9 protein-coding genes and 1 tRNA gene are annotated in these 12,948 nt (G+C 50.4%); 4 read left to right on the forward strand and 6 right to left on the reverse strand.

The genetic code is table 11. The features are described 5' to 3' along the window. Positions 1-4: 4 nt before the first annotated feature. Positions 5-1,324: a DUF4249 domain-containing protein gene (locus ACYVBJ_RS24410; protein ID WP_460984904.1), complete on the reverse strand. Its 1,320-nt coding sequence runs from the start codon at positions 1,322-1,324 to the stop codon at positions 5-7. Positions 1,325-1,463: 139 nt separating this feature from the next. Beyond that, on the reverse strand, positions 1,464-3,620 hold the full coding sequence (locus ACYVBJ_RS24415; RefSeq protein WP_460984905.1) for an NHL repeat-containing protein: 2,157 nt from the start codon (positions 3,618-3,620) through the stop codon (positions 1,464-1,466). A gap of 189 nt (positions 3,621-3,809) precedes the next feature. On the opposite strand from ACYVBJ_RS24415, the gene ACYVBJ_RS24420 reads away from it, so the two are divergent. Both ACYVBJ_RS24420 and ACYVBJ_RS24425 read left to right on the forward strand, forming a co-directional pair. Further along, positions 3,810-4,130: an acyltransferase family protein gene (locus ACYVBJ_RS24420; RefSeq protein ID WP_460984906.1), complete on the forward strand. Its 321-nt coding sequence runs from the start codon at positions 3,810-3,812 to the stop codon at positions 4,128-4,130. A gap of 5 nt (positions 4,131-4,135) precedes the next feature. Continuing rightward, on the forward strand, positions 4,136-4,909 hold the full coding sequence (locus ACYVBJ_RS24425; RefSeq protein ID WP_460984907.1) for a hypothetical protein: 774 nt from the start codon (positions 4,136-4,138) through the stop codon (positions 4,907-4,909). A 403-nt stretch (positions 4,910-5,312) separates the two neighbouring features. On the opposite strand, the gene ACYVBJ_RS24430 is transcribed toward ACYVBJ_RS24425, so the two are convergent. Next, a complete protein-coding gene (locus ACYVBJ_RS24430) occupies positions 5,313-6,116 on the reverse strand; it encodes a S1 family peptidase (RefSeq protein WP_460984908.1) in 804 nt (267 codons plus the stop codon). 261 nt (positions 6,117-6,377) lie between these two features. On the opposite strand from ACYVBJ_RS24430, the gene ACYVBJ_RS24435 reads away from it, so the two are divergent. Continuing rightward, positions 6,378-7,115 carry a class I SAM-dependent methyltransferase gene (locus ACYVBJ_RS24435; protein ID WP_460984909.1) on the forward strand — a complete coding sequence of 246 codons (738 nt, stop codon included), beginning with the start codon at positions 6,378-6,380 and terminating at the stop codon, positions 7,113-7,115. 126 nt (positions 7,116-7,241) lie between these two features. Here the strand turns inward: ACYVBJ_RS24435 and ACYVBJ_RS24440 are convergent, their stop codons facing one another. From ACYVBJ_RS24440 to ACYVBJ_RS24450, 3 genes are all read right to left on the reverse strand, one after another. Then, positions 7,242-7,799, reverse strand: a complete 558-nt coding sequence (locus tag ACYVBJ_RS24440; RefSeq protein ID WP_460984910.1) for a dihydrofolate reductase family protein — start codon at positions 7,797-7,799, stop codon at positions 7,242-7,244. 1,004 nt (positions 7,800-8,803) lie between these two features. Next, positions 8,804-9,235, reverse strand: a complete 432-nt coding sequence (locus ACYVBJ_RS24445) for a response regulator (protein ID WP_460984911.1) — start codon at positions 9,233-9,235, stop codon at positions 8,804-8,806. A gap of 662 nt (positions 9,236-9,897) precedes the next feature. Next, positions 9,898-9,981: transfer RNA gene (locus tag ACYVBJ_RS24450), tRNA-Leu, on the reverse strand. A gap of 183 nt (positions 9,982-10,164) precedes the next feature. On the opposite strand from ACYVBJ_RS24450, the gene ACYVBJ_RS24455 reads away from it, so the two are divergent. Then, on the forward strand, positions 10,165-12,909 hold the full coding sequence (locus ACYVBJ_RS24455; RefSeq protein WP_460984912.1) for a PAS domain-containing sensor histidine kinase: 2,745 nt from the start codon (positions 10,165-10,167) through the stop codon (positions 12,907-12,909). Positions 12,910-12,948 lie beyond the last annotated feature (39 nt).

Below are 12,948 nucleotides of genomic sequence, written 5' to 3' on the forward strand. Positions count from 1 at the left end.
AAAGTTAATCCCGCCAGCCCACGGGTTTGAAGGGAGTTTTGCTATCACTGGGTGCACACAAAGCCGTGGGCGGCCGGGGTGGGCTATCGATCAGGTAAAGTTCAGCCTGATACGGCGGAGACGGTTCAGGCTGGGGCTGACGCAGGTTAAGCGCGTAGAACAACTCCCCGCCCGCTAAACCCGAGTAACCGGTTGGGCCGGAGCCACCCAGTGAGGGCCCGGAGGCATCTTTACGGTCGAGCCAGTAGCGTTCGGCCGATACAGCCGATGCCGTGAAATAGCCGACAACCGCTTCCTCGGCATTCGCTACGTTACGTAGGTTTCCGACCAGCGCCGACGGGGGCGTATCGGCCAATCCACCCGTGTTTTGCGTCTGATTCTGAACCAGTTTAAAATACCGGTACGCGTCCGCCGTCAACGAACTCTGACGAATCTCAACCAGGCCGGGGTTATGATCATAGAACGGAATCTGAGCAACCTTACGCCGACGGATCGAGCCCCCGTTGGTAGACTGATCATCGAACAGATTGAGCGTATAACTATACATGATTTCCCAGCACTGACTTCGACAGCTATAGTCATACCGATACTCAGGTACGGGGTTTCTAACGGAAGGAGGTACGGGCGTCAGCTCTTCGTAACAGTCCTCAAGCAAGGTTGTATTATCGGACCGATACATATAATAGTTGCCCGGCGGAAAGGGCCCCGAAAGTAATTCGGCCATGACTTTATACTGCGAATAAATGCCCCGGTAGCACGTGCGGCACCACTCCTGCTTCTCGTACAGCTTCCAGTCCCAGCGGTAGTAGTTACGCACTTGCGCCGGATCGTTCAAATCCACAAATAAATCGTGACCGGCCGTATAAAACCCGTGCAGGGGCGGAAAGAGACTATTGGGATTAAACTGCGAAGTAACTTTGTCGATGGTGGGTACGGTCTGCATGACCTGCTGGTCGGATACGTACTGCGTGCCATCGTCGAGCGTAAAGCGCAACTGATAGGCATGCCCCGGTTTCCCTCTAAAATCAACCGGCAATTGATACGTACCGTCGGCTGTTTCCGCACAACGAATGACCTGGATCGAATCTACTACTACGTCAACAATGGCGTCGGTAATGGGCCGGGTACCGAAGCGGCCGGTGAAGGGATCGGCTTTTGAGCGGTTCAACCGGATGCTCTGGTTTTCGACCAGGTTAGTAATCGTTCCGTCGACGACTACGATGTTCACCGTTCCCCGTAAGGTAAGATCTTCCGGATATACGCAGGCCAGCAGGAGATTAACACAACTCAGATACAATAGTAAGCGACGTAGCGGGCGTTGCATGGACCAGTCAAATTCTCCTGTCTAAACGACAGAACCAGCCCCTTTTACCGATATGTCTTATAAAAAATTACTCAACTCCCCAGGACCGTTCCCGTACTGTCGATCCTGGGGAGTTGACCAGAAAACATAACCTGGTGATTTAAGGCTTAATTACCTTTAGACTCTGCCGCTGGACGGGCAGCCCATCACTGGCTTCGCTAATCACCAGCAACACATATACTCCGCTGGCCTGACTTTGCAGGTCCCAATCGACGAGCTGTTCAGCTTCCGCTTGTTCCCAGCGCTGCTGACGAATCGGTTTGCCGACGAGGTCGACCAACGCCATACTCAGTGGACGTCCAGCAGCACCCCGCACCAGCGCCCGAAGCCGGTCCTGACTGATGGGGTTAGGCGCTAACTCGACCCGTACCGGTATCTCGGGTTGAGCCTCGGCCAGCCCCCGAGCCCGGCAGCTAGCGTCTACCGTCAAGCGGTAGGGTCCGTAGATGGTGGCGGTACCTGACTGGTCGAGTACCTTCAGATAGAAGTTACCTTGGGTATTACTCTGTGCGTTGATCAGCGTAAGGCTCGACGTAGCGGTACCGCGGAAGAGCTGGGGAGTCTCCATGAGCTTAGGCGTAGTGAGGCTGGTCTTGTACCACTCGTATTTCATCGGATTACCACCCACAACCACGTTAACAGTAGCCGAAGCGCTGCGACAAACGGTGGGACTGTTGCCACCCAGAACGGTGGTAGAGGCACTAGCTGAGCAGCCATTATCGGAGCGGGTCACAGTTACGGAGTAGACACCCGCGGTAGTCACGCTGGCAGTATTCCCACTGCCTTGCCGAATAGCACCCGCACTGAAGACATAGCTATCGCCCAGCTGAGCACTCGCCAGGAGCGAAACGCTCGCGTTGGTAAATGATAGCGGCCCTGTATTGCTAAAACTAACTGACGGGGCAGCCGTATTACTGCTGACCGTTGTTGTCGTGAACGATGTACAACCGTTGGTCTTGTTCGTTACGGTTACCGTATAGGTGCCTCCTTTGGTAACGTTGGCCATAGAACTGGTCCCGCTGTTGTCGAGTGGAATGGCGCCATTGCTAAACGTATACGTATCCTCGGAGCCTCCGCCACCCGCGGTCAGTAGTACGCTGGTTGTAGCGCACGTTATTGTTCCACTGTTACTGAGTGTAGCTATGGGCGAGAGACAGCTCCCAAATCGTTGTACCCGATGATTGGCATGATCAACGACGTAGATCCGTTTGTTCCCATCCAGAAATACGCCCTGAGGTGTATCAAGATGGTCGGCATCCGCGCCTGCCGCGTTTAGTCCAGCAACGGTAGTCCCCTGCGTGTCGCCCGGCCCCCACTTCTGGATACGGTGATTGTAAGCATCGGCAATATAAATATACCCGTTGCTGTCCCGATATAACCCAAATGCAGTATTTAGCTGGCTGGCACCGGCCCCCGCCGTCGTGCTTCCGGCCACCGTTATGCCCTCGTTGGCATTAGGTAACCATTTCTGAACACGGTGATTATACGTATCAGCCACATAGACAGTCCCTGTAGTTTCATCCACCACGACTCCTTCCGGGTGCCGGAGCTGATTGGCATTTCCTCCTTCGCTGTGCCCACCCGCCACTGTCTGCCCGGGTGTAGCGGAGGTAGAATTGGGCGGAAACTGCTGCACCCGGTCATTAAGAAAATCGGCAACGTATAACGTACCATCAGCCGATACGTAGATACCCGTTGGGGCATTTAGCTGCGTACTGGTTTTACCGGCCCCATTTCCTCCGGCCACTGTTACGCCAGTTGTGGCATTTGGAGCCCATTTCTGGACACGGTGATTGCCGGCATCGCAAACGTAGATTGCCCCATCAGCGCCGACAAAGACACCAAACGGTTTATTTAACTGATGAGCCCCAGATCCGGCTGGCCCGCCCCCGGCCACCGTAACACCAGCCGTAGCTCCTACCGCCCACTTCTGAATCCGGTTATTATCATAATCTGCCACATAGACGACACTGTTGGACGTTACGTAAAGACCGGTAGGATTATTTAGTTGGTTAGGATTCGCTCCAGGCCCCTGTCCACCTGCTACAGTGGTTCCGGTCTGCCCCAGGCTGATCAGGGCCTGGCCGAGAAAGAGCAAGCAGAACAACCAGCCTGCACAAATACGAATTGACTTTGTTTGGCGGAAATCTGGAAGCAACCCCAAAATAAGCCGGGAGTTGCCTGTTGTGAGGCCGTTCATAAACAGCGGCTGATTACTTTGTAAATCAGGAAAGGAATTAAGGAAACGTGGATGCATTTGCGCGGGAGTTTTAGTCCTCAATACTACAACAACCGACAGCGGGGCACCGGGACGACTCTACGTAAGGCTGGTTTGACTTTACGCATGGCATGATTTGATACAAAACCGGAACTGGTTCGTCCTGTTCATGCAACCTTCCCGCTTTATCCGTATCATTGACTGGATTGACTCAAACGCGATGGTACTATGAAAACTGGCAACGACCGGGTGGTCTGGCTGGATTACCTGCGTTCGTTTGTTACCGTACTGGTCGTCGCTCATCATGCGGCTTTGGCTTATCCAACCTTCGCTTATTTTGATCCTACGCACTATATCTCGTCAACCGCCCCTATTGTCGATACGCACCGCTGGCTGGTTATAGATACGTTCATTGGTTTTAACGACGTGTTTTTCATGCCGCTTATGTTTTTCATCAGCGGCCTGTTTGTGGATCGGGGGATAAAGAAAAAAGGGACAAAGGCGTATCTGGCAGATCGTTTTGTCCGATTGGGAATTCCGTTCTGGTAACCGAGTTGCTGCTCATTCCGGCAGCGTACTTCCCTTCTTTCTATCAGGCCACGCATTCGACAGACGTTGTTGCCTTCCTAACAGACTATCTCGTTGCGCAACAGTGGCCAGTAGGGCCACCCTGGTTCATCTGGCTGTTACTTGCCTTAGATGGCGTAACTGTCCTGATTGCCACCCTCCAGCCGACGGCTTTCCTGATCGCGGGCCAATGGCTGATTCGTCTACGTAAGCAGCCCATCTGGTTTGGACTGGTGCTATACTCGATGGTAGCCCTGAGCCTGATTCCGCTTAGTTTATGGATAGGCCACTATACCTGGGTAGGGCGGTGGGGTCCTTTCGACGTTCAGCTTAACCGGCTCCTGTTCTACAGGCTCTTTTTTCTTTTGGGCAGTAGTTTAGGAGCTGTGGATTGGCAACGCATTCTGTTCAGCCAAGGTAGATTCTTGAACAGGGGCTGGCTCTTCTGGCTGATCCTGAGCATTACGAGTTATACACTGGTGATTTGGGAATCGGGCTTCGGTGCCGAACAGATCAGGCAAGGGCGTTTGACGCCTGCGCAAGGCTACTTCCTGTATGATCTCACTTTTGTGGCGAGCTGCTTAATGAGTGTATGCGCCTGCTTGAGTTATTTCAAGCGGTTTATGAGCCGCCCGGCAGAAGTCTGGACGAGTTTGTCCGCCAATGCGTATGGCATTTACTGCATCCATTACGGGTTTGTCACTGGTTTCAATTTACCCTTTTACAAACCAACTGGCCAGTCTTCGGCAAATTTAGGGTAGTCTTTGTGAGCACTCTCTTTGTAAGCTGGCTTAGCAGCCATCTGCTCCGACAAAACGCACGTATCGCTCGGATTATATAACGACAAGCACCCAACAGCTACGGACGAACGGTTTATTGATTTACCCGTAGCTGCAGCAGAACTAACGCTGACGCATGCCAGGAACAACGACTGTTTACAATATTCCGGTAATTGTCTACCACCGTTATGACTGGTAAGTAGAGTTATCTCTGTAAAATATTACTATCCGACTCCCCACAATAGCCAGGGATCATTCGGTGCAGGTTGAGCAATAATCAGTTCACAAAGAAGCCCGGCTACGAGAGTAACCAGGCTCTTGAAGTCGCGAATAACGGGGCACGGATTCAAGCGGTATCACCATCGTATCCGGCTCAACGTATTGGTTAGGGTAACTTGTCCAAGAATTGTTTTAGGTAGCCAGCCTTCCAGACGGTTCCTAATCCGTTGATGCCAATGTTACTGTACATACCCACAAAAAAAGAGTCATTTCCGGTTGGAAGCGTTTTTAAGTTGCCCTTTCGGTCAAAGTAACTAGCCCCTTTGCGATAAACCGGTGAGCCCGACATGGCTGGGTAACCTATATCATCAATCCAGAAAATGGGCTTTCCTTCCTGGGGAAGATCCGGATCAGACGCAACCAAACCTGACTTCCAGATCGGAAACGCATTGACACTGGCGTAACCCAGCGGAAAACCGATGACAAATAACCGATCGGCTGGAGCCATGAATGCCGAGTCGGGCTGAGCTTTATAATTCACCGAAAACAGGCTGATGTTCTTGGCCGTATCGGTCAACGGGATAGCTACCATATCAACCATCTCTTTACCGAACGGAAACTGCTGATACAGCTTAGCGCCTTTGGCATCCACCAATCGTTCAATCCTCGCGTTATGATCGCCCAGGTTTTTGCCGTTGTACACGATCGCAACTCGGTTGGCCTCAATCTGCGCTTTAGGATCGAGCCAGGCCTGCGAAACCGGGTTCTTGTTGGTAATAACGTGCCAGTTCGTGATTAGGTAATTACGGCGGGACTTCGATTTTACGATAAACCCGGTGGCGGCCCGTAACTGGGTGGAATCTTTAAAGGTCACAACGAGCAGACTTTGGGCGGTCTCCCGCTGAATCTGTTGCGCTGCTGCGAACTGGGTCTGTAGGCCAATCAACAGCGCTAAAAATAATACCTTCATGAAAAACGTGTTTGGAATTACTGTGATGATTTATTTCGGGTTAAACCGGCCTTTTTAGCGGGCCTGCCCGAGCCATAGTTTAGACGTAATGAAGCAAACTTCATGTCTCCTATTGGTAAATCGGCACCAAAGCTATTAAAGTTGAGGGGGTTTCCCAAGTCATCGGGCCGCTATCTGCCAAGGCTGATACGTATAGTAAATACTTTTTGAATCGGCAGTAAAAATAATCTCTTTTAACATCTAAACCTTACCTGAACCGATATGCCGACCAACTACAATGCCATTGCTAAAGAATACCAGGCCTCAAAAATGCTGCCGTGGCGGAAACACGTTGAATCACATACCTTTTTTGATATACTGGGCGATGTAACTGACCTAACCGTGCTTGACCTCGCCTGCGGAGAAGGGTTTTATACGCGGCAGATCAAGTTAAGAGGAGCCGCTAATGTAGTTGGCGTCGACATTTCAGAAGAGATGATTCGCCTTGCCGACGAAGCAGAAACCAATAATTCGCTGGGATTGACCTACCATTGCCAGAACGCGCTGGAACTGAATCTTGGGCAGAAGTTCGATCTGATTACGGCCACCTATCTGCTCAATTACGCCCGCAATGCCGACGAACTGCTGCAAATGAGCACCGTTATCGCCAATCACTTAAAACCGGGGGGGCGGTTCATTACCATCAATAGCAACCCGGATTATCAGGCCACCGTCGAACTGATGTTTCCCTACGGCTTCACCCGCCAGAACGAGAGCTACTCGGAGGGCGCCGAAATCCTTTATCGCTTTTACCAATCAAACGCTTCGCACATCAGCGTAGTAAACTACCACCTCGCTAAGTCTACCCACGAAACCGTGTTGAATCAGGCTGGCCTTTCAGAAATTCAGTGGCATGCCTTGAAAGTTTCTCCCGATGGCCTGAGTGAGTCTGGCCGAGATTACTGGGACGATATATTGAACAGTCAGCCGGTAATTGGTCTGTCCTGCTGCATGCCTTAGAACCGGTTTAAATTGTTGATTGTATCCTGTTTAAACACGTATCAGCGTACTTTTTGCATAGCCCGGCTTGCACACTCGCGCGTGTTACGTAGTGTTTATGGGTCCAAGCAAGCCTGCTTTAGTAGTTCATTCGTTGCGCTTTGGCTCATAGTGGAGCACTACGATGCCGCAGGCAAAGGATTTCGATTGTGCTAAGGTCAGCGGGCGGTTGCGGTCGAGTTGATCGAAGATCGGCATGCCGATCCCAATAGCAGCGGGATTGACAAGCAAATGGTACTCGTCGATCAGGTTGTGTTTAATCAAAGCCGACACGAACGTAGCGCCCCCGTAGGCAATAAGGTCGCCCCCGGTCTGTTGTTTCAGGTTCGTGATCTCCTCAACCAGATCGCCTTTGGCCAGAACGGTATTGGCCCACTCGGTGTCTTTAAGCGTTTTGGTAAACGCAATTTTCGGGGTGCTATTTATCTTTTCAGCCCCCTCCTCTTCCGGCTGCGAAGCCCAGTGGGGGATAAAACCCTGAGCCAGATTTCGGCCAAGAACGATGCAGTCAACCGGTTCGGTCAGGGCGGTCACGTAGCGTTTGAGTTCATCATCCCAGTCGAACGCGACCCAGTCCATTTCGTTGTTTGGCCCGGCGATGAATCCGTCGACGGTCATTTGTACCTGCAGCTTTAGTTTTCTCATCTGTCTGTTCGTTAGTTGTTCATTCTCCTGTTTACTGGTCGACGTGTGAAAGGCAGCACACGACAGAACAAAGGTATCGCTGCCCGACGTAATGCAGTATGGGTGTATGCGACAATCAGAGGGCTGTTTGCGACAGCATATAATTCGTTTGGGCTGATGATACGTTTCTTCTCAGAAAAGACTAAAAATGACCATTTTTTACCGCCAGATACGCTCAGCGTTCAATCAATTTTGCCTATCAATTTTAAAAAGAACTGTGCAGGTAACGTAGAAAATTTATTACCTCGACCCTGGCTGCTTCGACCTTTACGGATCACATTAGACAAACGGGTGATCCTAAGCCAACCAAGCCATTTACGATTCGGGCGGGTGAAACTCGTTTTGGAATCTATACGCTTTCGTCAATTGTGTCTGCTGGTGTTCTTCAGCGTATAACACATGCAATCATTCAAAAAAGAACCCTAACCACAAGGGTGATTAGGGTCTAATGGAATTTGTACTATTGTTGACTCAACAAGACAGCCAAACCGAAATTATACTAAGCGAACTCCAAAATCGGGATGCGTATCATAAGGCTTAGCGGCTATTGCAAATAGTCAGCTACGGAAAATTAGAAATATTTTCAATAAAAAGGTGACCAAAAGGTTACGCTCGCGTCTTAATATTGACATCAGTATATTATTAAGTATACCTTGTAATGCAGTAAGCCCATCCACCTGGATTGGGCTTTTTTTTGTGTAAAGTTAATAAAACCGCTGCCTCAGCACCACTAACTCCTCGGTACATAACGGCGGAAGCCTCAAGAAATGTAACGGGCCATGTGTGTTACGTTGACTAAAACCGGCCTTTCAAGGTAGAATTTTTCTACGAAACTGCCCCAACAGGTAGCTTGTACAAGCTACCTGTTGGGGCAGTTTCAGCACTAGGCTTACAGTAAAGCGGTTCCAGGTTTGCAGTAAACGGTTTATCCTTATCTCGTTTTCCGAATCCCAGACAGGTTTTCGCTACCCTCCAAACCATTTGGGATGTTGACACTCCTTCCAATAAGCAATGATGGCACCCAACTGCCTTTTCCAATCGTCAAAAACCGTCTTTTTCTCAAATAAGCCCTGTATCGTCAACTCATAGGCTTCTTCAACCAGGTAATCGATAACGGGGTTGGTCATGAAAACGAACGGCGTTGCCTTACGTCGTAAGTTGCTGTCACGCTCAATCTGTCGGCGTAACTCCAGTCCGTTCATACCTGGCATGCTGATCTCGCAGATAATCAGAAAAGGTTGATCCTCAGTTATAACTAAGTAATCCAAAGCAAGTTCCGCCTGTGAAAACACAAGTATAGGGTTGGGTAACGATAACTCAGCCAGTGCCTGTTTGAAGGTCAGGTGATCATCCTCGTCGGCATCAATGAAAACAATTGGTAGTTCGTCTATGTGCATACAAGTTCGTCAGGATTAATAAACCAAAAGCCCGATTGTTGCCGGGCTTTTGGTTTATCTGTTAAAAGTGTCACGTATATCAACATGATACTCGATCTATGGTAGAGCAGCCGATTCAGACCGCGAACAACTGAAGCTAGGACCTTCCACTCAGTGCATTACCTAAACTGTGCCAACGTTATGCACTTAGAGCCAAACCACTAAAAATCAGCGCATTATATATTATATATTAATCTAAGTTAAAACGCACAATGACGAACCTTACCCAATACTGTAGCCAGAACCCCACAATGATTGTACGTTGCTGAACATTAACACAAATGAATTTAGCCCTATCTATCTTACAATCAGCTACCTATATTCACGTTATTCGGCCGTTGAACCAGCTTACATTTCTACTGTACACTGTGATTCTCAGCGTTGGTTGGAATAGGGATCTTGCGTTAGACGATTTCCCTACAGGGCTCTCCTTAGAAACTTTGAGGCAACTTGATTAAAAAAAACGATACTGGTATTCAGTAAAGCTAACAGATAAGTGTTGGATCAGCCATAATTAATGGCCAGTAAGTAACGTACTGTTCGGCTGATAACGGTATCACAGACCATAGAAATCAAAAACCCCCACAAAATGCTGATTGACAGCACATTGCAGGGGATTATTGTACCGGGAGCCGGACTCGAACCGGCATGTCCTTGCAGACAATGGTGTTTGAGACCATCGCGTCTACCGATTCCGCCATCCCGGCTTAAGAATCGGTTCGGAGTCGGTTAAACCCGTCTCCGAACGCGAACGTGGGTGCAAAAGTAGGGCGCTGTGCGGTGTTATGCAAGAAAAAAGTGGGATTAAGCCGCACGATTTGTGGAACGAATGGATTGGTGAGTGCATGTTGTCTCATTTTCTTAGCTTTACAACCTTTACCTTTTCGTCTATGGCTACCACGTATTCAACGGGAATGACCACGCTTTCTCCTCCCCTCCTTGCTGAACTACTCGCTACGTCTCCGCAGGGCATCGTTGCTTATGAAGCCGTACGTGGTGCCGACCGACAGATACTTGACTACCGCACGCTTTACTACACGCCGTCAGCCTTACTGATTACCGGATTTTCCAGCGCGCAGCTCGAAAACCAGCTTCTGTTCCAACGCTCGCCCGGAGGTCACCTCTTTGCGGATCAATTACGGCGGGTCGTTGAGCTACAGGAACCCGCAGACTTCCATTATTTTAACGAACAGACCGGTCGGTGGGTCGAGTCGCAGAGCCGTCCGCTGGGCGATGGTTTCTTCACGGTATTTAAAGACATTGACGAGTTAAAACAAACACAGGCGGCACTCGAAGAAAAAAACCTTGAACTTCAGAAAACGGTCGAACGGCTGGCCGAACAGAAGGCCCTGCTCCACAGCGTTCTCAACGCTGCGCCCAGCAGCATCACCGTTGAACGGGCACTACGTAATGAGGCAGGTGAGATCATCGACTTTCAGGCGATTCTCACCAATCCCGCCAGTTTTGCGATAAGCAGCTACAAACAGGAAGATGTCTTTACCAAGACAATCAGTGAGCTGAATCCGGCTTTCAAGCCGTCGGGCCTGTTCGCCAACTATTGCGAGGTATTGGAAACTGGTCAACCTTTTAAAACGGAGTCCTACTACGCATCCATCGACAAGTATCTTGAATTAACCGTCACACACATGGATAAGGAACACATTATCGTGCTCTTTAACGATGTGACTACGTTGCGTAGGAACGCGCTGGAGCTGGAACAGCAAAACAAGCTTGTTGACGGCGTTTTACGGACTTCCGAACATGCGGTTGTTGTTTATGAAGCCGTGCTGAATGATCAGGGAACTCTCGAAAATTTTCGTTTTCTATTCTTAAATGAAGCCTCGCTCAGGTACTCACTCCAGTATAAAGGCCTAACGGCCAGCGACGTAGCAGGAAAGCTCGTCACCGACCTTTACCCGGAAAGCAAGCAAACCGGTTTGTGGAAGTACTATGTCTCGGTCTATGAAACAGGTAATTCGGTTCGGGCAAACCACTACTTCCCCAATTTTGATAAATGGTATGACGTAGCCATCAATAAACTGGGCAACGGCCTGGTGGTTACGCTCACTGACATTACGCTGGCGCAGCAGGCAGCTCAGAAGCTGGAAGAGCAGGCGAACCTCTTCAATGGCGTATTAGCGAACATCACGAACGGACTAAACATCGTGGAGGCCATTCGCGACGAACACGGAGCTATGGTTGACCTGCGTTACGTCCGGGTGAGCCAGGCCGTGCTCGACCATACCGGTCTTTCCTGGGAGACGCTGGCTGGCACCACCATGCTGAAGCTGTTTCCCGGCGTAATGAAAACTGCTTACTGGCCTGCCTATCAGGCCGTTTTTGCTACCGGCGAGCCGCAGCGGTTCGAGGTTCATTACACCAGCGATGGGTATGACAATTATACGGATAACTGGATCACGCAACTCGACGAAAACCGGGCCATCTGCGGTTATTCTGTCATTAATGACCAGAAACGGGCCGAATTACAGGCAAAACAGCAGGCCGCCTTATTACAGGGCGTTCTGAACAGCTGCCAGATGCCGATTGTGCTGTTTGAAGCCATCCGCGACCAGACGAACCAGATTGTCGACTTCCGGTATCTGCTGCAAAACGAAGCCAATGCCCGCGTTGTGGGCCATCCAGTAGCCCAGACGACAACCCGGACAATGCTGGAGGTACTGCCGAACCTGAAAACGTCGGGCGTTTTCGACCGATACGTATCGGTCGTTGAATCTGGACAACCGATACGCTTTGAAACCCGCCTGGAAGACAACCACGTTAACGGCTGGTTCGATATCTCTATCGTGAAGCAGGGCGATGGTATTGTACTGGCGGCTAATGACCAGACCCTGCTACGTCATACGCTTCAGCGCGCCGAACAGCTCGTGAACGACCTTAAGCTATCCAATCAGAATCTGGAGCAGTTCGCCTACGTAGCGTCGCATGATTTGCAGGAGCCCCTGCGTAAAATTCAATCATTCGGCGATCTGGTGCTCAATCAATACAGCGATGCGATTCCCGACGAAGGACAGGACATGCTCCGGCGGATGCAGTCGGCGGCTAAGCGCATGAGCCTGTTGATTCGGGATCTGCTCGCCTACTCCCGCTTATCGACTCAGCCGGAACCGTTTGAGCTGGTCAACTTACAGGCCTTGTTTGCCTTAGTAATCAATGACTTAGAAATGGCTATTCAGGATAAGAAAGCTCAGATAACCATCGGTAATAACATGACGAATCCGCTTGCCGTAGCAGGCCACCCGCTTCAGTTGCGGCAACTTGTTCAGAATTTATTGAGTAACGCCCTCAAGTTTTCCCGACCGCATACCGAACCACGGGTACACGTTCAGGCCCGAGTAGTCTCCGCCGATGCACTCCCGGCTTCGTTGCACAATCGCCCTTACCAATCCTGGATAGCCATCGACGTAGTGGACAACGGCATTGGGTTTGACGAGCAGCACCATGACCGGATTTTTCAACTGTTCGAGCGGCTGCACGGACGTAGTGAGTACAGCGGTACGGGCATTGGGCTGGCCATTTGCCGAAAAGTAGCCGAAAACCACGGTGGGTCCATTACGGCCTGCAGCGAAGTCGGGAAGGGATCAACGTTCACCGCTTACCTGCCAGTGGGCAAATAGAAAGTACGCAAATAAGAGTTATAAAGTTGACTGACGAAA

The organism is Spirosoma fluminis (assembly GCF_054778895.1).